This window comes from Microcoleus sp. S36b_A4, assembly GCF_036700645.1.
Taxonomy (GTDB): Bacteria; Cyanobacteriota; Cyanobacteriia; order Cyanobacteriales; family Microcoleaceae; genus Microcoleus.
Genome location: NZ_JAUBPI010000017.1, coordinates 66085 through 86848 on the forward strand (window position 1 = coordinate 66085; position 20764 = coordinate 86848).

Annotated in this window: 25 protein-coding genes; 19 read left to right on the forward strand and 6 right to left on the reverse strand. The window is 45.0% G+C overall.

What is annotated here, in order from left to right:
* Positions 1-169: 169 nt before the first annotated feature.
* Entirely contained in the window at positions 170-2941 is a 2772-nt protein-coding gene (locus QUA03_RS07930; RefSeq protein WP_333211082.1) for a phycobilisome rod-core linker polypeptide, read from the reverse strand.
* A gap of 467 nt (positions 2942-3408) precedes the next feature.
* Between QUA03_RS07930 and QUA03_RS07935 the strand changes: the two genes are divergently transcribed.
* The 4 genes from QUA03_RS07935 (at position 3409) to QUA03_RS07950 (ending at position 6507) form a co-directional block, all read left to right on the forward strand.
* On the forward strand, positions 3409-3585 hold the full coding sequence (locus tag QUA03_RS07935; RefSeq protein WP_333048382.1) for a hypothetical protein: 177 nt from the start codon (positions 3409-3411) through the stop codon (positions 3583-3585).
* Between the two features lie 37 nt (positions 3586-3622).
* Positions 3623-4891, forward strand: coding sequence for a class I SAM-dependent methyltransferase (locus QUA03_RS07940; RefSeq protein ID WP_333211084.1), 1269 nt, complete (start codon positions 3623-3625; stop codon positions 4889-4891).
* A 408-nt stretch (positions 4892-5299) separates the two neighbouring features.
* Positions 5300-5545: a hypothetical protein gene (locus QUA03_RS07945; RefSeq protein ID WP_333211086.1), complete on the forward strand. Its 246-nt coding sequence runs from the start codon at positions 5300-5302 to the stop codon at positions 5543-5545.
* A 386-nt stretch (positions 5546-5931) separates the two neighbouring features.
* A complete protein-coding gene (locus QUA03_RS07950; protein ID WP_333211087.1) occupies positions 5932-6507 on the forward strand; it encodes a hypothetical protein in 576 nt (191 codons plus the stop codon).
* A 132-nt stretch (positions 6508-6639) separates the two neighbouring features.
* Here QUA03_RS07950 and QUA03_RS07955 read toward each other — a convergent pair whose 3' ends face one another.
* A complete protein-coding gene (locus QUA03_RS07955; protein WP_333211089.1) occupies positions 6640-8076 on the reverse strand; it encodes a hypothetical protein in 1437 nt (478 codons plus the stop codon).
* 360 nt (positions 8077-8436) lie between these two features.
* Here QUA03_RS07955 and QUA03_RS07960 point away from each other — a divergent pair, with 360 nt between their 5' ends.
* The gene (locus tag QUA03_RS07960) at positions 8437-9033 is read left to right on the forward strand and encodes a Uma2 family endonuclease (RefSeq protein ID WP_333211091.1); all 597 of its coding nucleotides are present in this window, start codon (positions 8437-8439) and stop codon (positions 9031-9033) included.
* Positions 9034-9059: 26 nt separating this feature from the next.
* On the opposite strand, the gene QUA03_RS07965 is transcribed toward QUA03_RS07960, so the two are convergent.
* The 3 genes from QUA03_RS07965 to moaA form a co-directional block, all read right to left on the reverse strand.
* Positions 9060-9356, reverse strand: coding sequence for a helix-turn-helix domain-containing protein (locus tag QUA03_RS07965; RefSeq protein ID WP_242717105.1), 297 nt, complete (start codon positions 9354-9356; stop codon positions 9060-9062).
* On the reverse strand, positions 9353-9703 hold the full coding sequence (locus QUA03_RS07970; RefSeq protein WP_194009249.1) for a type II toxin-antitoxin system RelE/ParE family toxin: 351 nt from the start codon (positions 9701-9703) through the stop codon (positions 9353-9355). Before QUA03_RS07970 ends, QUA03_RS07965 begins: the two co-directional genes overlap by 4 nt.
* Before the next feature lie 88 nt (positions 9704-9791).
* Positions 9792-10781: a GTP 3',8-cyclase MoaA gene (moaA, locus tag QUA03_RS07975; RefSeq protein WP_333211093.1), complete on the reverse strand. Its 990-nt coding sequence runs from the start codon at positions 10779-10781 to the stop codon at positions 9792-9794.
* 165 nt (positions 10782-10946) lie between these two features.
* On the opposite strand from moaA, the gene QUA03_RS07980 reads away from it, so the two are divergent.
* The 12 genes from QUA03_RS07980 (at position 10947) to QUA03_RS08035 (ending at position 19020) form a co-directional block, all read left to right on the forward strand.
* Positions 10947-11399, forward strand: a complete 453-nt coding sequence (locus QUA03_RS07980) for a nitrate reductase associated protein (RefSeq protein ID WP_333162170.1) — start codon at positions 10947-10949, stop codon at positions 11397-11399.
* 330 nt (positions 11400-11729) lie between these two features.
* Positions 11730-12191 (forward strand): ATP synthase subunit I, encoded by a 462-nt coding sequence (locus tag QUA03_RS07985; protein WP_333037348.1) that lies wholly within the window; start codon positions 11730-11732, stop codon positions 12189-12191.
* Between the two features lie 55 nt (positions 12192-12246).
* The gene (gene atpB, locus QUA03_RS07990; protein ID WP_242717111.1) at positions 12247-13005 is read left to right on the forward strand and encodes a F0F1 ATP synthase subunit A; all 759 of its coding nucleotides are present in this window, start codon (positions 12247-12249) and stop codon (positions 13003-13005) included.
* A gap of 128 nt (positions 13006-13133) precedes the next feature.
* Positions 13134-13379, forward strand: coding sequence for an ATP synthase F0 subunit C (gene atpE / locus QUA03_RS07995; RefSeq protein ID WP_006631105.1), 246 nt, complete (start codon positions 13134-13136; stop codon positions 13377-13379).
* Positions 13380-13476: 97 nt separating this feature from the next.
* On the forward strand, positions 13477-13962 hold the full coding sequence (locus tag QUA03_RS08000; RefSeq protein ID WP_006631106.1) for a F0F1 ATP synthase subunit B': 486 nt from the start codon (positions 13477-13479) through the stop codon (positions 13960-13962).
* Between the two features lie 87 nt (positions 13963-14049).
* Positions 14050-14577: a F0F1 ATP synthase subunit B gene (locus QUA03_RS08005; RefSeq protein WP_190740265.1), complete on the forward strand. Its 528-nt coding sequence runs from the start codon at positions 14050-14052 to the stop codon at positions 14575-14577.
* Positions 14578-14580: 3 nt separating this feature from the next.
* Positions 14581-15126 carry an ATP synthase F1 subunit delta gene (atpH, locus tag QUA03_RS08010; RefSeq protein ID WP_333037345.1) on the forward strand — a complete coding sequence of 182 codons (546 nt, stop codon included), beginning with the start codon at positions 14581-14583 and terminating at the stop codon, positions 15124-15126.
* Positions 15127-15237: 111 nt separating this feature from the next.
* Positions 15238-16755 (forward strand): F0F1 ATP synthase subunit alpha, encoded by a 1518-nt coding sequence (atpA, locus tag QUA03_RS08015; protein WP_333037344.1) that lies wholly within the window; start codon positions 15238-15240, stop codon positions 16753-16755.
* A gap of 131 nt (positions 16756-16886) precedes the next feature.
* Complete coding sequence (locus tag QUA03_RS08020) at positions 16887-17837, forward strand: F0F1 ATP synthase subunit gamma (protein ID WP_006631110.1); 951 nt, start codon at positions 16887-16889, stop codon at positions 17835-17837.
* 334 nt (positions 17838-18171) lie between these two features.
* Entirely contained in the window at positions 18172-18357 is a 186-nt protein-coding gene (locus QUA03_RS08025; protein ID WP_190657378.1) for a copy number control protein, read from the forward strand.
* A gap of 74 nt (positions 18358-18431) precedes the next feature.
* Positions 18432-18635: a hypothetical protein gene (locus QUA03_RS08030; protein WP_333050416.1), complete on the forward strand. Its 204-nt coding sequence runs from the start codon at positions 18432-18434 to the stop codon at positions 18633-18635.
* 16 nt (positions 18636-18651) lie between these two features.
* The gene (locus QUA03_RS08035; RefSeq protein ID WP_333211095.1) at positions 18652-19020 is read left to right on the forward strand and encodes a hypothetical protein; all 369 of its coding nucleotides are present in this window, start codon (positions 18652-18654) and stop codon (positions 19018-19020) included.
* Between the two features lie 35 nt (positions 19021-19055).
* Here the strand turns inward: QUA03_RS08035 and QUA03_RS08040 are convergent, their stop codons facing one another.
* Positions 19056-19268 (reverse strand): helix-turn-helix transcriptional regulator, encoded by a 213-nt coding sequence (locus tag QUA03_RS08040; RefSeq protein WP_332958465.1) that lies wholly within the window; start codon positions 19266-19268, stop codon positions 19056-19058.
* A 196-nt stretch (positions 19269-19464) separates the two neighbouring features.
* Here QUA03_RS08040 and QUA03_RS08045 point away from each other — a divergent pair, with 196 nt between their 5' ends.
* Positions 19465-19908 carry a hypothetical protein gene (locus QUA03_RS08045; RefSeq protein ID WP_333211097.1) on the forward strand — a complete coding sequence of 148 codons (444 nt, stop codon included), beginning with the start codon at positions 19465-19467 and terminating at the stop codon, positions 19906-19908.
* A 448-nt stretch (positions 19909-20356) separates the two neighbouring features.
* Complete coding sequence (locus tag QUA03_RS08050) at positions 20357-20653, forward strand: hypothetical protein (RefSeq protein ID WP_333211098.1); 297 nt, start codon at positions 20357-20359, stop codon at positions 20651-20653.
* Positions 20654-20764: the final 111 nt, after the last annotated feature.

Genomic DNA, 20764 nt, shown 5'->3' on the forward strand with positions numbered 1-20764 from the left:
TCATTTAAAAAAATCTTTATCCCAACTAAAATAAAACTTTTATATCCTCTTTATCTGCGGTTAAAAATCCCCCAATTATACAAAAAAAAGGCTGGCAATTACACCAGCCCTTCAATTAATTTGAGATGTAAAATTAATGTTAATTAAACATCTCAAACCTCAAATCAATCTAGCTTCTGTCAGTAGCAGCTACTGGCTCAAAGCTTGGAACCACCAACTCATCATTCTGCTTGGTGAGTTGATTGTACAGCCTTTCAGTATTCGGGAAATTCGCAGCAGGCAGAGTCGGGAAGCGACGGTAAGGAACAGTATCCTCGCCAAACGCCTCGGCATATTCAACGCTGTTCAACATGGCGTTGATAAAGCCCTTAATCCCTTTACTTGCCAAGATTTGGTTGTACGTCCGAATCTCCGCTTGATTGCGGGGAGCGCGGCCCAAGAAGTGCTTAGTTCCCAACTCAATCACCTTAGTATTTGGATAAGGTGCATAGAATTGTTTGACGTACAGCGACGAGCAGCCCAAAGCTTCAATGAACTCCTTGAGATTGATTTCATTGTTGCCCAGTTTGCTTTCCAGCGCCGTGAATTCATTCTTCACAACGTAGGGATTCAAGTCGCGTTCAAAAACTTGACGATAAGCAGCTTGAATTAAAGTTTTCAAAGCTACTTTGTCCGAAGTAGTCGTCAGCTTGAACACCTTAGTTTGTTCGCGCCGCTTGCTGACACCTTGAGCGAGGCTATTTTGTAACTCGAATTCGCCGCGATCGAGCGCAGTGCCGAGTTCGATAAACCGAGGAGTTTCGGGCGTCTTAGCTTGGACATTTTGCTCAGCGACGGAACCCGATCGCATCGTCCGCATCGACAAACCACCCGGAGTTACATAGCGCTCGTAGGGCACTGTATCTTCCCCAAAAGCTTCGTTGTACTCCGTGCTGTCCAGGATGCTATCGACCAGCGCGTAGAAACCCTTCTTGGCGCAAATGTCAAAGTAAGCGTTCATTTCCTGACGGCCGTAGGTAGGGCGTCCCAGGAGTCGGCGGTGAATGTACTCGATCGCCTTACAAACGTAGAGCTTGCTCCAGTACATATTGCGGAACACGTCCGACTTCGCCAACATCCGAATAAACTCGCGCATCGGAATCTCGCCGTTTTCCAGCTTAATTTCCGCCACCTTTTGGCGCTGGCCGTCGAACACATCGCGACCAAACACTTGCAGGTAAGCAGCCCGAATCACCGCTTGGGTTGAACTTTCGGTATATTTGACACTGGAAGCATTGCTGTAGCTGCTAGAGACACCGCGGGCAGTTTTCTTGGAAGCAACATAGCTGCTCGGTAACTGGTCTAATTTAAAGACCTTGGGGCCCAGAGAGCCAGGAGCAGCACCGCGAGCCGCCGGATTGCTCAACTGATTGTCAATCCCCGCACCTTGACGGATCAGGATACGGCGAGTGTCTTTGCCGAAGGGAGCCGGACGGCTCTTGGGGTTGCGAGTTTCTTTCGGGAAAATCGCGCCAAACTGAATTTCTAAGGGGTCATTGCCAACACCGTAAACGTGCTGGTCTGGCAGAGGCTGGTTGTAGCCAGCAAACAAGGTGATGAACTGAGGAACCTTGCGGAACGGAGCGCTGAAATTGAACAAATCAATTTGCGGGCCCCAGTTGCGACACTCCTGAGCTTCTTGGCCCAAACCGCGCAGGTAAGGCACTGTTTCTTCGCCGAAGTAATCGGAATACTCCTGGGAATAAACCATCGCGTCTACGAGGGCTGGCAGGCCGCCTTTGCTGACGATCGCAAAATACTTGCTAAATTCCTCCCGCGAGCTCAAACCGCGACCTAGGAAGTGACGAGCGGCAAGTTCTACAGCGCGGCTGTTGACAAACGGCTCGTAGAATTGCTGACGGTACAGAGGAGATTTGCCAAGGCGGCGAATAAACTCTTTCATCGAGATTTCGCCATTTTTGACCTTGGATTCCAAGTCAGAAATGCTTTGGCTGTAGGCGCGGGTAATATCGCGCTCGAATACTTGGCGGTAAGCTGCTTTGACTACTTCTATCTTTTCTGCCGAAGACAGACCGGTTTTCATGACGAATTTCGATCGGCGCTCGGCTGCGTTGAAGTAGATTTGAGGCAGTTGCAAGCCTTGCTGGTCGTTGCTTTCGCGCTGCCGCACCTTGTCTGAAGGTGTGGGAGCTTTGAATTCGGTAATTGCTACGTCGAAATACTGTCCGACGATCGCACTTGCCTCTGCATTGTTTTTGAAATAGCCCAAAGATGCTGCTTTCATTTCCTGCATTGCCACAATTGTGGCCGCCGAAGAGCAAGCATTTTCGATGATTTCCCGCAATCCACGCACGTTCACCGAAATAATGTTCGGGTCGCCAGCTACGATCGCGTAGGTGATGTAGCGCAAAAACCAGCTCAAATCCCGCAGAGATTTGGTCATGTTGCCCGGGCCGTAGCGCGAGACATTGATCGGCTGAAATCCTGCTGGGATTGGGCCGCTGTAGCCACCACCGTTGCCAGAAAATAGATTTCCTAGCCCCAAGAATCCGCCGCCGCCACCGCCGTTGCCGCCAGCGCGGCTTTCTACGTAGGTGACATTTCCCAGTTTCATGCCTTCAGAGACATTCGCCGAGCCGCCGCGAGCCGCCCCTGCTACAGCCATCGCAGGTTCTTGTGGTCTTTCCAAAAATGCCAGCGGGGAACCGCCGGTAAAAATCCGGTTGGCTGCGCGGGATACTATCAGTTCCGAGTTTTGGGTCAGCGTCGCAGAGATATCGATCCGAAGAGCCCCGGAACTGAAATAACTTGCCAGTTCGCTGAGTTCGCCCCGCTGTAGAAAGCGGTCTTGCTGTTCTGCTTGCGAAATAGTTGCGACCGGTACAGTTTGATATAGTTGCGGACGCGCAACCGAGCTTCCACCACTTGCCTTTACAGTCATTAGACTCCTTAGCTCCCTATCCAAATAGTTGCAGCATTTAACCAGACTAACCTTGCCTTCTGATGCAGGTCAAAGTAGGTATTTTTGCTTTGTTTACTTTTTGCCTTTACCTGTCACGAGGTTCGGGCGCGCTTACTTTCTTAGATTAAAATGTTTTGGTTTCATCTTTCTGCCTGCGGGGAAATGTCCGATCCGAAGGCAGGCACGGGGTACTCCCTCCGCTGCGATCCGCCGGTATACCCGTGGAAAAAAAGACTCGGCAGGAGAGTTGCCTTTGGGCGATTGCAGCCAGTGCCTTGAATTAAAGGAAAAGAAAATCAAAAATTTTCTTCTGCCTGTTTCGGGGCTTTTGACTTTCTGCGGAAAGACGCCTCCGCTTTACCCGACAGTTCAGCGGTGGGTTATTGACAGTCCTTATTTGTTAAAAAGCCTGTCGAGATTTATTGTATAGATTTAAGAGAGCTTATATGAGAAAAAATGATAAGTTTTATTACGCAGAAGCTGTCAGGGCTTGGCTACCAGGGGTTAGTCGATCGCCCGATCGCTCTCTCTTAGGCTTCCCAACTTGGCGAGACGCCACTTTGGTTGCCAGTAACGCAGCAATAGAAGTGCATCGCGTCGCGCTGTTCGTCCGTAGCTACTGACAACCAATCTCAAAACCCACGCACAATTACCTCACTTATGGATACTACGCCTGATATCAGTGCTGCCGTACGGCGGCTTTACGATACTTTCCCTTTCCCGCCCGATCCTTTGTCAGATGAACCGCCCCCTGGGTACAACTGGCGCTGGAGTTGGCCTGATGCTTACAATTTTTGCACCGGTCAAAAGCCGCCAAAACTCGATATTCGGATTTTAGATGCTGGCTGCGGCACTGGTTCGAGCACCGATTATCTGATTCACCTCAATCCCGAAGCTTCGGTGACGGCGATCGACCTGAGTGCGGGTGCTTTGAAAGTAGCACAAGAACGCTGTCGGCGATCCTCTTCGAGGGCTTCGCTAACGGGAGCGCGCGAAGCTGATTTTCGCCACCTCAGCCTGTACGATGCGGCCGAGTTAGAGGGCGAGTTTGATTTGATCAACTGCGTGGGCGTGCTGCACCACTTACCCGATCCAATCCGGGGCATTCAAGCGCTGGCGGCGAAGTTGGCGGAGGGCGGTTTAATGCACATTTTTGTGTATGCTGAGCTCGGACGCTGGGAAATTCAACTAATGCAAAGGGCGATCGCGCTTCTCCAAGGCCCGCAAAAAGGTGACTATCCCGATGGTGTGAAAGTCGGTCGTCAAATCTTTGCTTCATTACCAGAAAATAACCGTCTTGTCAAGTACGAAAAACAGCGTTGGGCAGGAGAAAATCAGCGGGACGAATGTTTTGCTGATATGTACGTTCACCCGCAGGAAATTGACTACAATATCGAGACTTTGTTCGAGTTAATTGACGCTTCGGGATTGGAATTTATTGGTTTCTCAAATCCGGGATATTGGCAGTTAGAAAGACTTTTGGGGAAAGCGCCGGAATTGATAGAAAGAGCTCATGGTTTGACGGAACGGGAGCTTTATCGATTAATTGAATTGTTGGATACGGAAATCACTCATTACGAGTTTTTCTTGGGCAAAAAGCCTGTTAATAAAATTGATTGGTCGGACGATAAGGCACTTTTGGCGGCAATTCCAGAGTTGAGTGGTTGTATGCACGGTTGGCCTAGTCAACAAGTGTTTGATTGCAACTACCAATTGCTCAATTTGTCAAGTGCTGAATTTGAGTTTTTGCAAGGTTGTGTACCCCCCCCAGCCCCCCCTTATCAAGGGGGGGAGAAAGAGGGAAGCCCGTCTGGGCAGGGTAAAGGAGAGAAGACTGTTGGGGAGATTTTGGCGGATGTGGAGATGGGATTGGATGAAGTGCGATCGATCTTATCCAAACAGCTAATTTTGCTAACACCGAAATTATAGGGCTTTTTGATTATTTGAACGAACCGCGAAGACGCGAAGAGCGCGAAGCAAGAACTGCATCTCTTTCTTTCTCTTCCTTCGCGTCCTTCGTGCCTTCGCGGTTCATTTAATCTTACTCCCGGTAAAATCCCAAATGGATTGACACAGGCCCCCGTCTGCGGCTACGCTTTGAAGTTAGAGGTTGCTTTGCTTGTAGAGGAAGTAGCCCGCGTCGCCCAAAAATCTAGTTGCACTGCCCAAAGCTGTTGGTAGCAGCAATGGACAGCATAACCGCCAAACTGATATCAGCAGTCTGGAGGCTAACGGAGTATCTTAACATCCTCTGTAGCCGCCCTGCTATGTGTTGAAAAGCGGGGCGGCTGGGTTTTTGGGTTTTTCTAGAAAACCCAAAACCAGGAGAACATAATTATGTCACAGGAATTCTTGCCTGACGATAACGAATCCGATTGCCCAAATGACGAGTCAGCAGCAGAATCGGAACAGGATGTGGTGTGTGTAACGGTGACAGGTTCACCCAAGAGTGTCAGGGAAACCATACTCACTTTGTACCGCCTGGGATTTGCCGAAGTCGGCGATTGGAGTCCCGTACAGCGTGCAGCTAATCCGAAGCAAGTGATGAGTGTGCTGATTCGCCGTCGGAAGCGCAAAGCGTAGGTGTTTGCTCGTTCCCAGGCTAGAGCCTGGGAACACATTCCATGAGCATCTGCCTCCTGTTTTTATTTTTATCAGTTAGCGAGGCAGAGCCTCTGGATCTCGGTGCCCAGGCTAAGGCCTGGGCACCAGTTAAGAAGACCAACAAATCTCAGGCACGTTAACTTTACTAAATCAGGAAAGAGTAATTTTCTGAGGTAGAGACTAAAACCTCTAAAAATGCGTTTCTGTAAAAAGGATTAACAGAAGTCTCCCGCAAGGTTCGTTCAGTCAATTTGACCGATGCTGCTTGACAGTCGTTAGCGATTGAGTTAAAACTTAAACCTGTATAAATCCAAAATGCTGATTTAAAGCAACCATTTCTACATACAAACCAAAGAGGACTAAACATGGTAATTAGAGTTGATTTCTTGATAAAACATATTTGTCTTACTGGCATGGATGCTTGGGAATCTATATGTAAACCTCGCGATTCGCAATCACTAGCTGCTTGGTATTCACAAAACGGTATTACAAATGTACAAATTGAAAAATGTTTCGATGATTGGGCTAAAATTGCACAACTAGATATTAATGATCCTCAGAATATTAAAAAATTTATTAGTGTGGCTCAAAACGTTTCTGACAGTCGGGAAAAAGAGCTAGGTAATCGCTTTAAATACTCTACTATGTTGTTTTTGAATGATCGTCTGTACAGAGAACTGAATGAAGAAACTACAATAATTGCAGATATTTTATTCAGTGACTTTGGTAAAGCAAATTCACAAATAATACCTGGTAAAAATAAAGATTGTAGAGAGTTTGATTATAAACCGTCTGAACCTATCCCTTTGGCAATAAATATCAGCAGAAAACCAGGTATACCACCGGAAGTGTTTCGTAATGTTATGGGAGTAACTGTTGGAGTTGATTCTAAAGGTAATTGTATTCATTTTGGTAAATTAACTGGTGGAGTTGCTGTTTAAAATGCGGGCAATGATAACTATGCTAACCATAGAAGTGTTAACACTCTAACCGTGCGAACCGCTGCGACCGTGGCAGCGCTCCGAGTGCTACCAGTGTCATCCGAGTCTAGTAGGGTGTGCAATTTTATTTCTTTATAAATGACTGATTTTTAATTTCTTTATAGGTGAATTCGACATCAAATAACGTTTTTTCATAGATTTAGACTTTCCGGCTAATTTAAGTAATGATTCGTTATAAATACTATCTACTAATACAGGTCTAACCTCTACTTCTACGGTTAACCCATCACCAATTGATTTTGTAAGACCTGAGCGTTCGTTTATATATGCTTTAAAAAGAAACAATAACTTAACAAAATGAACAGGATAAATTGATAAAGACGCATTCCTATTTACCCAAAATTCAAACACACTTGAATTTACCCATTGAATGAAAAAACCATATAAATTCTCACTGAGAATATACTCTTTGGGACTACTCGTAGCTAGTAGAGCGATGATAGTCTGATTTACAAAAAACACAGATAAAGGATTCCATTTAATAGTCCTATCTTTCGTTAAATAAAAAGTTGCTACAATTGACGTGTTATGCCGCAAAGTTAAATATTCATACTCTTTATCTTTATCTTCATACCAACTAATACTAATTGTTTCGTAAGTTTTTCTTGCTATTCGTTGGTAAAATACTTTACCATTTTTGCTTTCTTTAATACGACACAAATAATATTCTAACTCAGTCGTTTCTAAGACTTCGGTTTTATAACTTCCTAAAAAAGAAGGTATTGTTACCATCTTAGGTTCAACTGTTTCTGTTTCTAAATCAGTATCTTGCGATAGTACCTCCTCTGTAAGGTTATCGTCATTAAAAGCCGTTAAACTTTTTTGTGCTTGTTGATATTCGCTCCCCAAATTAATATAACTTATTAATTTAATAGTTTTAGAAAAAACTTCGTCACAAGCATTATTAATAAAAATCTCTTTGTTAAAAAGAAACACATAGTATAAAACTTTTTTTAATATATCGGCACTAACAGGAAAACACAAATAATTAACTATATTTGAAAAAACTCTACACTCTATTTCCGATGATTTATTATGATACAAAGATAATGCTAATTTTTTAATATCTTCTCTTTTATTACTAAACTGACACAACCATGAATAGAGATCAATCTCATATAGATTTACTAAGATTTCACCTTCATTTATGCGCTGGTGAAGCTGTAAATTTGAAATTTTTTGATAGTAAACTATTCCTTCATAAATAATTTGTTGAATTTTCATCTGATAATTCTCTAAACTTTGTTTTTTTCCCTCAGAGCCCGTTTCTTGTGTAGTGGTATTGCTCTCAGTTCTCTCACTACAAGGAATGTTTCCAATATCTTTGTAATGTGAAAAGTGAGCTATTCTTTTTATACCTGGCTTATTGAAATCACTTGCCTTTTTAAAAAAGACAGCTTGCTCACATATTTCACATTTTAATAACAAGTTTTTATAGGATTCATAGTTTAGTCTATTATCCACAGCTAAAAATTTTTCATTTAATAAAATAGAAACAGCATTATCCATAATAATTAAATTAGTTTTTTGTAATTGTTATGCTCAGAAAAATTATAATAAATTAAGTGATTTATTATAATTTTTCTCTCTAAAGCGTTAAACCCCTATCTCTACAATATCATATCTATGTTAAACATCTACGATGCAACTCTGCCAGCCTTACCACTGCCACAGGTGGAATCATGCCAAAACCCGCTAGACCCCGCCAGATGGTGCATTTTGTAGCCTTGCCTGTGGTGTCGGGGCGATCGCCCCCTGTCGATCGGACAGTGCTACCCAGCTTGTTAATTCAATGAAAATCACTGCGACCGCCGCTTCCCTCGGATGTGTAAACATTTTAATCACAATAGCAATCCTGGAAGGTAAAAGATGACACAAGCCCACAAACAAAAACTTACCTTTGAAGAGTACCTCACCTATGAGGACGACACCGACAACCGCTACGAATTAATTGATGGAGAGTTAGTAACATTGCCACCCGAATCCGAACCCAACACCGCCATTGTCAGCTATCTGTTTTTAGTGCTTGTTAATACTGGCATCCCTTGGCGGTGTATCAAACTTCACCTGTGCGAAATCCAAGTTCCGATCCTGCGGGAGGGCGACGCAGCTAACCGCTACCCAGATTTGGTGGTTTTGCGGCCCGAACACATCTTGCTGACAGCCTCCAGGCTAACCATCACCCAAACTATGCCACCTCCTCAGTTGGTTGTCGAGGTTGTTAGTCCAGGTAGAGTTGGGCGCGATCGCGATTACATTAGTAAACGAGCTCAATATGCAGCGCGGGGTATCCCTGAATATTGGATTGTTGACCCTCAAGAGCAAATTGTAGCCGTACTTCAACTAGAATCGGGTGAGTATGTCGAAGTTGGGATGTTTCAAGGGGAACAAACACTTGTTTCTCCAACATTTCCGCAGTTGAATTTAACGGCTGGACAAGTTTTGGGAGGAGAGTTTCAGTTGTAGAATGCGCCAAATTGCATAATTTTCACCTAAGCTACCTTGGGGCAAATTTCGACTTTGACAGTCATACCTACTTTATTGAGCATTGCAATCAGACTGTCAACGGAAAACTGCCCTATTTTACCTTGAGTTAGAGCTTTGATTCGATCGTTGGACTGTTGGAGATGTTGAGCCGTTTGATCGAGAGTCCAACCGCGCTCTTTAATCTGATGAGTCAGGGCGAGAATTAGTTGCGATCGGATTAGTAAGTTATCAGCTTCTTCAGATGAGAATCCGAGGTCTAGAAAGATATTATCGACTGCTTGGGTAATAGTATTTTCGCTCATTGTTCCGGTTCTCTTGAGTTTAAACGATTTTGTAACAACTCTTGGTAGCGTTTCTGCCCAACTTCGATATTTTTCTTGGCTGTTTTCTGAGTTTTCTTTTGGAAGGCATGGAGCACATAAATAGCTTCTTCAAATCTAGCAATATAGAAAACCCGATAGGCATTTTCTGTCCGAATCCGAATTTCTTCAACGCCTTTACCTACGATCGACATCGGTTTAAAGTCTGGTGGTTGTATGCCCTGCTGGAGAGTCCAAAGTGAAAAACCGGCTTCTTTTCGGGCATCTTCAGGAAGAGATTGGATTTCTTCGCGGGCAGGGCCAACCCACCGAATCGGCTTGATGGTCATCGAGTTTGTTGAGAATCGAATACTGTGACTATTATACTCAAGTATTGCCTTAAGTATTTTATTTCTTCAGCGCTCTATGTCGGTTAGTTCAGCCGCCGATTTGAGACATGGTGCGGCTGTAATTGCCTTGAGTAGTTCCCGAATCCCGCTGCTTGAAATTAATCTCCGGTTTTATCTCTAATATGTGCCGCACTCGATCGCGCAATTCGCCTGTAGACACCCCATTCCGTAAAGCAGTTTTTAAGTCAATTTGACCAGTTTCGTTGAGCAGACAAGGCCGCAGCCACCCGTCAGCAGACAAACGCATCCGGTTGCAGCGATCGCAAAAACACTCGGACATTTGGCTGATAAATCCTAAAGTGCCCTTCGCCCCCGGAATTTGAAACACATCCGCCGGCCCATTTCCGCGCACTCCCGACTCGGCTAACCCGTATTTGTCGCTAATTTGTTGCCGCAATTCGGCCGAAGCTACCCAACCTTTATCGCCAAATAAATCCCCATTGCCGATCGGCATAAACTCAATAAATCTAACGTGCCAATTCCGGTTAATTGTTAACGCCGCTAAATCCAATATTTCGCTGTCATTCACACCGGGAATTACCACAACATTCAGCTTCAGCGGGTCGAATCCAGCTTGATAAGCCGCTTGAATTCCCTCCCAAACCTGCGTCCATCGCGATCGTCCCCGACTGCCAATTATCTTATCAAAAGTCTCCGGTTCCAAGGAATCCAAACTAATATTAATCCGGCGCAAACCAGCATTGTAGAGATTTTCCGCCATTCCCGCCAGCAAAAAACCATTAGTTGTCATTGACAAATCTCGCGTTTCGGGCATCGAGGCGATCGACCTCACCAAATCCACCACCCCAGGCCGCAGCAGCGGTTCCCCTCCTGTCAAGCGAAACTTGGTAAATCCCACGGGTATAAAAACTTCCCGCAGCAGAGTTAGCAATTCCGAGTGAGTTAACAACTGCTGCTGCAATACATAGTCCAACTCGCTACCTTCCGGCATACAGTAGAGACAGCGGAAGTTGCAGCGGTCTATCAAGCTAATCCGAAGGTAGTCTACGGTATCCATGTCAATAGTTTGTAATATTATTTAATTATAAATGGCGATCGCATTTTCTGCAATTATTGATAGAAAGCAAAAAACCTGCATCGATTTCTCTCTCTTCTCTTACTCTGTGCTCTCTGCGCCCTCTGCGGTTAATAAAAAAAATCTAGTTTGCAAGTCTATACATCTATGACATTCTTTGAATTTGAAGCTGATTTTGTCGAAGCTTTACGCTGCATTCCGATGCAAGTACGTCTCAAATTAGATACTTGCGGCATTAAATTGAAGTTGCAGGATTGGAATCATTTCAACCAAGCAGAACGGCAAAGTCTTGTAGAGTTACCTTGCTTGACAGAAGCAGAAATTATTGATTACCGAGAAAAGCTAAACCAAGTATTAATTCAACAGACAGGCAAACCGGGAACTGATTTGGCGGTTGATGAAAATCCCCCCTGGATGGATGCTGCAACTGTACCGGAGTCGGTTTCAGCAAAAGCGCAAGAGCTCGGCGTGACAATTTCTTTGGCCCAGTGGGCGAGTTTGCAGCCGCTACAGCGATTTGCTTTGATTAAGCTTAGTCGATCGAGCCACGAGAATAAAAACTTTCTCCCGGCGCTTCAAGAGTTTAAGGTTATTGAATGAGATCGAATTAGAATTAACTCTTGAAGCGCGCAGAGGCAGACGAGGGAGAGTTACCTCATCGATTCGGGCGATCGGTCTCTGTCCCATCTCACTAAGTGAGGCTTAATTAGTGAGAATCAGGAGAACAATGTGTAACCAAGTGCGGTCTGGCGGTAGGAGAGGTAGGGTGAGGTCGATCGGACATTTAACGGCTTGAGGTTTCCGAAGCGCCAGACACCCAATTCCGACAAGTATGATTAATTTAATTTTAAGTATTGTTACCGCAGCGTGGTATTATTTTTCTGAGTTTGCAAAGCACTCGCCTGCTACCTGCATTAGTTTCTGAGCTTCGTGAACACGCAAAACACACCCACCGAACCCACACCAGCAACCGAGGATATTCCTCAAGCTGGCACAGTCTCAACAGTCTCGACAGTCTCGTCCGAGACAACGAATCCCATGCAAGACTTTTATCGCCTCCAACAAGAGTTGTTGGCGTACACCCTTGCTTTTACGGCGATTATTTTTATCTCCGTTTGGATTTTTTACTCCCTCAACATTGCCCTGAATTATTTGCTTGGGGCGGTCACAGGTGTGGTTTACTTAAAGATGTTGGCTAGAGACGTTGAACGAATCGGCAGCCAAAATCAACGCATCAGCAAGACAAGGCTCGGTTTGTTTTTCGCGGTGATGATAGTAGGAACACAGTGGAATCAGCTACAGATTTTACCGATATTTTTGGGATTTCTGACTTACAAAGCTGCGCTGATGGTTTACGTGATCCGAAGTGCATTAGCACTAGATTACAGGTAAGTCAGGTAAGAAGAGCAAAACTCAACTCATCGATTTGTATGGGGAAGCCCGTTGAATGGCAATGCTTGACGTTCTAAACACCTTTAATCGTTTCCCCCTCGCCAAATTGGAAGTGGGCCAGCAGTTGTACTGGCAACTCGGCAATCTGAAAGTTCATGGACAGGTTTTTCTAACCTCGTGGTTTGTAATTGCTGTTTTAGTCGTAGTTTCGATTTTAGGAACCAGCAAAATCCAGCGAATTCCCAGCGGAATGCAAAATTTTATGGAGTATGCGCTGGAATTTATTCGGGACTTGGCTAAAAACCAAATTGGGGAAAAAGAATATCGCCCTTGGGTACCGTTTATTGGTACATTATTTCTGTTCATCTTTGTGTCAAACTGGTCTGGCGCTCTAATTCCTTGGAAGCTGATTAAGCTGCCATCAGGCGAATTGGGAGCTCCTACCGCTGACATCAACACGACGGTAGCATTTGCACTGCTGACTTCTCTAGCATATTTTTATGCAGGTCTCAGCAAAAGCGGCTTGGGGTATTTCGCCCACTATGTTGAACCGGTACCTTTCATGTTGCCGTTCAAAATCATAGAAGATTTCACTAAGCCTCTGTCCCTAAGTTTCCGTTTGTTTGGCAACATTCTTGCGGACGAATTGGTGGTCGGAGTGCTAGTGTTGCTAGTGCCTTTATTTGTTCCTCTGCCAGTGATGGTTCTGGGACTATTTACCAGTGCAATTCAAGCTTTGATTTTTGCAACCTTAGCCGCAGCCTACATAGGTGAAGCTCTAGAAGGCGGTCACGGCGAAGAACACCACGATTAACTAACGATAAACGGCGAAGAATGAAGGAGGAAAAAGAAAAATTCTGAGCTCAAACTTCCTCCCGTTAAATCGGACAATTCTGTAGACTATCTGTTCTCAATTTTGTACTTTAGATAAGGAAAATCATCATGAACCCAACAGTTGCTGCCGCTTCCGTAATTGCCGCCGCTTTGGCAGTAGGTTTAGCTGCAATCGGCCCTGGCATCGGTCAAGGAAATGCAGCAGGTCAGGCTGTAGAAGGGATTGCCCGTCAGCCGGAAGCAGAAGGTAAAATTCGCGGCACCTTGCTGTTGAGTTTGGCGTTCATGGAAGCGCTCACAATTTACGGTTTGGTCGTAGCCCTAGTGCTGCTGTTTGCCAACCCCTTCGCATAATAATTGGAAATTTTAGATTTGAGGTTTTGGCGATTCTAATCCAAAATCTCAAATCTAAAATCGATTAAGCGAATTAGATGGAAGCCGTCAAAAAATCATGATGCACTGGACAGTATTACTAGCAGTTGAAGAAGCGGCTAAGGAAGGGGGACTGTTTGATATAGATGCTACGCTGCCTCTGATGGCGGTGCAGTTTTTAATTCTAGTCGCAGTCTTGAATGTAATTTTTTACAAGCCGCTCAGCAAGTCAATTGACGATCGCGCCGATTACATTCGCAACACTCAAGTCTCCGCGCAAGAACGCTTGGCAAAAGCTCAGCAACTAGCGCAGCAGTACGAGCAAAAACTGGGAGAAACTCGGAAACAGTCTCAATCAGTAATTGCAGCAGCTCAAGCTGATGCCCAAAAAATTGGGGCAGCAAAAGTAGCTGAGGCTCAACAAGAAGCTCAAGTCGCGCGAGAAAAGGCTGGGCAAGAAATAGAGCAGCAAAAGCAAGAAGCAATGCGCTCACTAGAACAACAAGTAGACGCGCTCAGCGGCCAAATTCTCGAAAAGCTATTAGGGCAGTCGCTGGCCAAATAGCGAGACCGAAGAGTTTTAGATTTTTGATGGAATCTTAAATCTAAAATCGCTTCACCCAATCTGCACGCGCAATTATGGAAGAGTATCATGGGGACTGTTTTATTGCTAGCCACAGAAGCTAGCGGCGAAGGTGGTTTCGGTTTAAATTTCGATATTTTAGAAACCAACCTGATTAACCTGGTCATTATTATTGCAGTGCTGTTTTATTTCGGGCGCGGATTTGTAGGTAAAATCCTGACAGAGAGGCGTTCGGCCATCCAAGAGGCGATTCAAGAAGCAGAAAAACGCCAAAAAGATGCAGCAGCAGCTCTAGCAGAGCAACAGCAAAAATTGACTCAAGCGCAAGCAGAAGCGGAACGAATTCGTGCCGCTGCTGAAGAAACTGCCAAGAAAGCAAAAGAAGCAATTCTAGCTCAGGCAGCGCAAGACGTTGAACGCATGAGAGCAACAGCAGGTCAAGAGTTGGAAGCGGAGCGGGAAAGAGCGATCGCCCAACTGCGATCGGCGGTTGTATCTCTGGCATTAGCAAAGGTGGAAAGCCAGCTAAAAACTAGCTTGGACGACAGCGCTCAACACCAATTAATTGATCGCAGCATTGCGTTACTGGGAGGCTAAAACGTGAGTACAGTCAGCACAGAAGTCTTACAGCCTTACGCATCTGCCTTGATGTCACTGGCTCAGTCCAACAATCTCTCAGAGAAGTTCGGCGAAGACATTCGTTCCTTGCTGAGCCTGCTAGAAGGTTCGGAAGACTTGCGTCAATTTTTAGCCAATCCGCTGGTAAAACCGGATGCTAAAAAAGCCGTGATTCAGCAAATAGCGGGTGAAGAAATGAGCCCCTTGATGCACAGCTTTCTGAAGCTATTAGTAGACAAAGGAAGAATTCTTTTTTTAGAAGGAATTGGCAAACAATACTTGGCAAGGCTCCGAGAACTAAACCAAACAGTATTGGCTGAAGTTACATCGGCTGTCCCGCTTTCAGACGCTCAACAGCAGACTGTTCGCGAGAAAGTGCAGGCGATGACCAGCGCTAGTCAAGTAGAAATTGAAACCAAAATAGACGCAGATTTAATCGGCGGTGTGGTAATCAAAGTAGGCTCTCAAGTAATTGATGCCAGCCTGCGGGGACAATTGCGCCGTCTGGGAATTCGCTTGAATTCCTGAGAGTTAATAGCTGATGACTATTAGCTAATTTAATTAGCAGTTAACGGTTGGTAGTTTTGAACAACTGATAACTGACAACTGACAACAAACAACTGACAAAAAACAACTGACATGGCAGCAATCAGACCTGACGAAATTAGCAGCATTATTCGCCAGCAAATTGAGCAGTACGACCAAGACGTAAAAGTCTCTAACGTCGGTACTGTTCTGCAAGTAGGCGACGGCATTGCTCGGATTTATGGCTTGGATAAAGCCATGTCTGGGGAATTGCTAGAATTTGCCGACGGCACCGTGGGTATTGCACTGAACCTCGAACAAGATAACGTGGGTGCAGTGTTGATGGGCCAAGGCCTCGGCATTCAAGAAGGTTCGGCAGTTACTGCTACTGGCAGAATTGCTGAAGTCCCCGTGGGTGAAGCAATGTTGGGACGGGTAGTTGATGCTTTGGCGCGTCCGATTGACGGCAAAGGAGAAATTAAAACTACTGAATCTCGCTTGATTGAATCTCCGGCACCGGGGATTGTTTCTCGCCGTTCTGTTTACGAACCCATGCAAACAGGAATTACCGCTATTGATGCGATGATTCCGGTGGGAAGAGGACAGCGGGAACTGATTATCGGTGACAGACAAACTGGTAAAACTGCGATCGCGATCGACACGATTATTAACCAAAAATCGGAAAACGTGATCTGCGTTTACGTGGCGATCGGTCAAAAAGCTTCTACAGTAGCTAACATCGTCAACGTCCTGCAAGAAAAGGGCGCGATGGACTACACGATCGTAGTAGCAGCCAACGCTAGCGACCCCGCAACCCTGCAATACTTGGCTCCCTACACAGGTGCTAGCTTAGCCGAGTATTTCATGTACAAAGGCAAGCACACTTTGGTCATTTACGATGACCTTTCCAAACAAGCACAAGCTTACCGCCAAATGTCCTTGTTGCTGCGCCGTCCTCCCGGTCGCGAAGCTTATCCCGGAGACGTGTTTTACCTGCACTCTCGCTTGCTAGAACGCGCTGCTAAATTGAGCGACGATTTGGGCGAAGGCAGCATGACTGCTTTGCCAATTATCGAAACCCAAGCTGGTGACGTTTCTGCTTACATTCCGACGAACGTAATTTCGATTACCGACGGTCAAATCTTCCTTTCTTCTGACTTGTTTAACGCTGGTTTGCGTCCGGCAGTAAACCCCGGTATTTCGGTATCGCGGGTAGGTTCGGCGGCTCAAACTAAGGCTATGAAAAAAGTAGCCGGTAAGGTGAAATTGGAACTGGCACAGTTTGAAGAACTGGCAGCATTTTCTCAGTTTGCTTCTGACTTGGATAAAGCTACTCAGAATCAATTGTCGCGCGGTCAGCGCTTGCGGGAACTGTTGAAACAGCCCCAAAGTTCGCCTCTGCCGATGAACGAACAAGTGGCTGTAATCTATGCCGGTATTAACGGCTATATGGATGACATCCCAGTGGAAAAAGTCAGCAAGTTTACTGTTGGTTTGCGCGACTATTTGCGGACTAGCAAGCCGAAGTACGGCGAAATTGTTCAAGGCGGAAAAGCCTTGACTGATGAAGCTGAGAAGCTGCTGAAAGAAGGCATCACTGAATACAAGCAAAGTTTTCTAGTTTCTGCGTAGTAGACAAGTAGGAATTTTGAACCGCAGATGAACGCGGATTAACGTAGATAATCTGAAGTTAATCTGCGTTAATCTGCGTTAATCTGCGGTTTTAATTAAGAAGATGCGGGCAAGGATGTAAGGAGAAAGTTATGGCAAATCTGAAAACTATTCGCGATCGCATTAAGTCGGTCAAGAACACTAAAAAGATTACAGAAGCAATGCGCTTGGTGGCCGCTGCAAAGGTGCGCCGCGCTCAAGAACAGGTGACTGCTACTCGGCCTTTTGCCGATCGACTGGCAGAGGTATTATACGGTTTGGCGGAACGCTTGCAGTTTGAAAACCTGGATTTGCCGCTGCTGAAAAAACGCGAAGTGCGATCGGTGGGACTGTTGGTAGTTTCGGGCGATCGGGGTTTGTGCGGCGGCTACAACAGCAACATCATTAGATACGCCGAAAATCGCGCTAAGGAAATCAAAGCTGAAGGCTTAGACTACAAATACGTGTTGGTAGGACGCAAAGCTACTCAGTATTTCCAGCGCCGCGAACAGCCGATCGATGCTACTTACGCTAACTTAGAACAAATTCCCACAGCACCGGAAGCGGCACAAATTGCTGACGAATTGCTTTCTTTGTTCCTGTCGGGAACTGTGGACAGAGTTGAGCTAATTTACACCAAGTTTGTGTCGCTAATTAGTTCGCGTCCGGTAATTCAAACCTTGCTGCCCCTCGACCCCCAAGGTTTGGAAACTCCTGATGATGAAATCTTCCGCTTGACATCGCAAGGCGGACAGTTTCAAGTATCGCGCGAGAAGGTTGCTTCACCTACTAAGAGCTTGCCCAGAGACATGATTTTCGAGCAAGATCCGGCGCAAATTCTGGAGGCTCTTTTGCCCTTGTATTTGAACAACCAATTGCTGCGGGCTTTGCAAGAGTCTGCTGCTAGCGAGTTGGCAGCGCGGATGACGGCGATGAACAATGCTAGTGAGAATGCTAGCGATTTGATCGGTAGCTTGACACTGACTTATAACAAGGCGCGGCAAGCAGCAATTACTCAGGAAATCCTGGAAGTTTGCGGCGGTGCTGAGGCTTTGAATGGTTAGGTTAGAGTTGACAATTTGTTGATTTTATGCTATGCGTCTGGGGGAACTCAGGCGCTTTTTTTATTTATAAAGTTGTTACAATTGACCACAATGTACTAACAAAGCCAAACTCAAGATTTTTTGCAGAAACCGGGTTTATGAGCGTAAATGATACCTAAATGACTTAAATTAACGCTCTGTAGCGTTTTTCGCGGAAAACGGCATTTATTGCACTATTGCATTAGTATGCACTAGGGCATATAGTTAAAACAATGCACCTGTATGCAAAAAGCTGGTTTTTAGGCAAACTACATAAAAATGTCAAAATGTATATGTTGTAAAGCCTTGAGCCTGTATGGATGAAAACAAGACTGTGGCTATTAGAGTAGAAATGCCGCCGGAGCTGCGGAACCGATTTAAGTCGGCTGTTGCTAGGGACGGTAAAAATATGAGGGATGTTTTGCTGGAATTTATGGAGCAATATGTCATGAAGGCTGAGCAACCAAAAATAGAAGCAAGTCAAAACCAAAACAACACATAGCTGCTGTGTGCAGTGGTGGAGCGATCGCATACAGGGCAAGACATTTAGTTTTTAAACTGTAAGGGAAGTCTGAAGTGAGGAGCGATCGCGTACCGAATCCAAAGCCAGAAAACGTACACCATGTTACAGATCCCGAACTCTGTGAAAAGATGGGCGAAAAATACCACTGGCGGTTAAAAGAAATCCGAGTGACTCGTAACACCCCCCCTGATGTGGCTTGCGTGTTTGAGGGGGAACAAACCTCGTTTCAGGATATGTGGCAAGATTACCAAGATTAAAGGAAAGGGAGGAAAAATGGCAAAAAAAATCTGGATTGTCTACAAAACCGAAAGCATGAGTGCTCCGGGCTGGGAAGAACGTCAGCTTATGCCGAGGGGCGGTCTCACTAATATACTTTGGGAAAATTGGACTTGGGAAGAAAACCCAGAAATTCCTCAAGTAGGGGACAAAACCCGCGATTATGAAAATCTATCTGACCCCGGTAATGGAGTCACCCACGGGAAAGATGGAGATTGGGTAGTTACTCGCGTTCAGCAGTTTTTTGCTTCCGATACTGAGGAGCGAATTGTGGTGTGTTACTGTTCTTACCAACCTGTTACATCTGATTGGGAAGCACTACAACAGGGTGAGTCTGTCAATCAGATGCTAGCAACTGTCGAATAATATTGAGTGGATAATTAGTTCGTAAAAGCGATCGACTATTCCTGCACAATTTCATACAAATCTTCGATCGACAAATCAAAAGTCCTTGCCAACTTGTGCAAGGCTGTCACATCAACTGTTGCTAATCCAGGCGATCGGGCATAGGTTCTGAGGGTACTGTAGACTACGCCCGATCGCTCTGAAACTTCTTTCAGCGTCCAGCCCTTCTCGGCAGCAAATTCTCGAACCCGCAACTTAATTAATCCCATAACCTCTTGACTTTTGACTAATATAAGTCATAAACTTGTAATGTAAAAAGCGATCGCCCCAACGTCTGGAAAACTAAAAGACGATCGCCTATCAAAGTTCAAATCCCATCAACTGGGATTTATTAACCATCTGAAATTCCCATCAAGTGGGATGTATCAACCATTGAAAATTCCCATCAAGTGGGATGTATCAACCATGTTAGCAAGCTTTCGACCAAAATCAACCCCCAGACACAGATTGAGCCGGTTTGTGACGAAAGAGGCGATCGCGCGGCTGCTGAAAATCAAGGTAGAACAAATATATCGCTTCGAGTGCTGGGCGCATATCCTGTACGTGCACGCCAAAGGCATGAGTCGGTTTGTCAGTTATGCCGACTTTCCGCCTGTTTTGGGAGTGGAATCGCCCTCTGGTTTAGATTTTGGTTATTGGAAGCGCCGGATGGCGAGTCAGAAAGAGAGACACGCGCCGGATTTTTGGGTGGATTTTTATGCGGCGAGATTTCAGAAAGCTGTTTGTGTTTCTGAATTGTTGGAGTGGGGGGAATTGGTGGGGGTGATTAAATTGATGTTGGGGGCGATCGGGCTGGAGTGGCTGCGAAAGGTTTATGCACAAGAAAAATCTCTGCTGCAACATTTTTAAATTATGACTAAAACACGGGTGATTAGAAACCGGTTTTTTTTGCGAAAATACGGCATCCCAGCCTTTAACTAAGTGAAAAACCCGGTTTCTTTGCTGTGCGTAACTCTCATAAATCCGATCTCTGCCACAAATATTCAAAAATTGGTTCAAGCTCGACTGCAACAGTTATAATTTCTCCATGCGTTTCCCTCTCTATCCCTTGTTAAGCCCATGAGTAACCTTTCAAACATCCCAGGCGATCGCGGGAATTACAGGCTAAGTCCGCTCAGTCTGCGGTTATGCGTTTGGCGGGGTTGCCGCCGTCGGAGTCGAAGTAGGCTTTGATTGAGTTGGCTGATTATGTTTTTAGTCAGCTTTATTGCGATCGCGCAGTTTTAGGGAAGATAATCAAATTGTGGTTTACATCTTACCTAAAAAGTTTTATATCAATTAATTGGAGGTATTTACGATGAATTATCAGTTTTTGTACGACGACAAAGAAAGCTTAAAAAATAAAATCAATACTTTATTAGATTCCGAACAATTTTATTGGAGTGAAATTTATATTTTTTCTGCTTTTTTTGATGATGCTGGGGTGACACAAGTAAAACAAATTCTTTCAGCCGATTCTTTAACAGAAGATGCGAAAGTTGTGATTGCCATCGGCAGCAAAAACTTCTTTAATGAGATTAAAAATATTAAAAAAATATTAGATTTTATCGAATCAGAAAAATCAAAAAAACCTAATAAGCTGTTCGACATCTAAACTGCATTAACTCGCGTTACCTTTGTTTTTGATCTTTCGGTTCCATTTCATAATTAATTCTCCTTCATTTAAAAGTTTATGTAACAGTGATTCTAGTTTTTCAATGGATTC

Bases quoted from the DNA above. Each gene is read 5' to 3' on its own strand.
- QUA03_RS07960 (WP_333211091.1), top strand. From the start codon at position 8,437: ATGACACAAGCCCACAAACAAAAACTTACCTTTGAAGAGTACCTCACC.
- QUA03_RS08005 (WP_190740265.1), top strand. From the start codon at position 14,050: ATGGGGACTGTTTTATTGCTAGCCACAGAAGCTAGCGGCGAAGGTGGT.
- atpA (WP_333037344.1), top strand. From the start codon at position 15,238: ATGGCAGCAATCAGACCTGACGAAATTAGCAGCATTATTCGCCAGCAA.
- atpE (WP_006631105.1), top strand. From the start codon at position 13,134: ATGAACCCAACAGTTGCTGCCGCTTCCGTAATTGCCGCCGCTTTGGCA.
- QUA03_RS08040 (WP_332958465.1), bottom strand. From the start codon at position 19,268: ATGGGATTAATTAAGTTGCGGGTTCGAGAATTTGCTGCCGAGAAGGGC.
- QUA03_RS07965 (WP_242717105.1), bottom strand. From the start codon at position 9,356: ATGAGCGAAAATACTATTACCCAAGCAGTCGATAATATCTTTCTAGAC.
- QUA03_RS07950 (WP_333211087.1), top strand. From the start codon at position 5,932: ATGGTAATTAGAGTTGATTTCTTGATAAAACATATTTGTCTTACTGGC.
- QUA03_RS07980 (WP_333162170.1), top strand. From the start codon at position 10,947: ATGACATTCTTTGAATTTGAAGCTGATTTTGTCGAAGCTTTACGCTGC.
- QUA03_RS08035 (WP_333211095.1), top strand. From the start codon at position 18,652: ATGGCAAAAAAAATCTGGATTGTCTACAAAACCGAAAGCATGAGTGCT.
- QUA03_RS07935 (WP_333048382.1), top strand. From the start codon at position 3,409: ATGAGAAAAAATGATAAGTTTTATTACGCAGAAGCTGTCAGGGCTTGG.
- QUA03_RS07970 (WP_194009249.1), bottom strand. From the start codon at position 9,703: ATGACCATCAAGCCGATTCGGTGGGTTGGCCCTGCCCGCGAAGAAATC.
- QUA03_RS07930 (WP_333211082.1), bottom strand. From the start codon at position 2,941: ATGACTGTAAAGGCAAGTGGTGGAAGCTCGGTTGCGCGTCCGCAACTA.
- QUA03_RS08050 (WP_333211098.1), top strand. From the start codon at position 20,357: ATGAATTATCAGTTTTTGTACGACGACAAAGAAAGCTTAAAAAATAAA.
- atpB (WP_242717111.1), top strand. From the start codon at position 12,247: ATGGCAATGCTTGACGTTCTAAACACCTTTAATCGTTTCCCCCTCGCC.
- QUA03_RS07940 (WP_333211084.1), top strand. From the start codon at position 3,623: ATGGATACTACGCCTGATATCAGTGCTGCCGTACGGCGGCTTTACGAT.
- QUA03_RS08025 (WP_190657378.1), top strand. From the start codon at position 18,172: ATGGATGAAAACAAGACTGTGGCTATTAGAGTAGAAATGCCGCCGGAG.
- QUA03_RS07945 (WP_333211086.1), top strand. From the start codon at position 5,300: ATGTCACAGGAATTCTTGCCTGACGATAACGAATCCGATTGCCCAAAT.
- moaA (WP_333211093.1), bottom strand. From the start codon at position 10,781: ATGGATACCGTAGACTACCTTCGGATTAGCTTGATAGACCGCTGCAAC.
- QUA03_RS08020 (WP_006631110.1), top strand. From the start codon at position 16,887: ATGGCAAATCTGAAAACTATTCGCGATCGCATTAAGTCGGTCAAGAAC.
- QUA03_RS07955 (WP_333211089.1), bottom strand. From the start codon at position 8,076: ATGGATAATGCTGTTTCTATTTTATTAAATGAAAAATTTTTAGCTGTG.
- QUA03_RS08000 (WP_006631106.1), top strand. From the start codon at position 13,477: ATGATGCACTGGACAGTATTACTAGCAGTTGAAGAAGCGGCTAAGGAA.
- QUA03_RS08045 (WP_333211097.1), top strand. From the start codon at position 19,465: ATGTTAGCAAGCTTTCGACCAAAATCAACCCCCAGACACAGATTGAGC.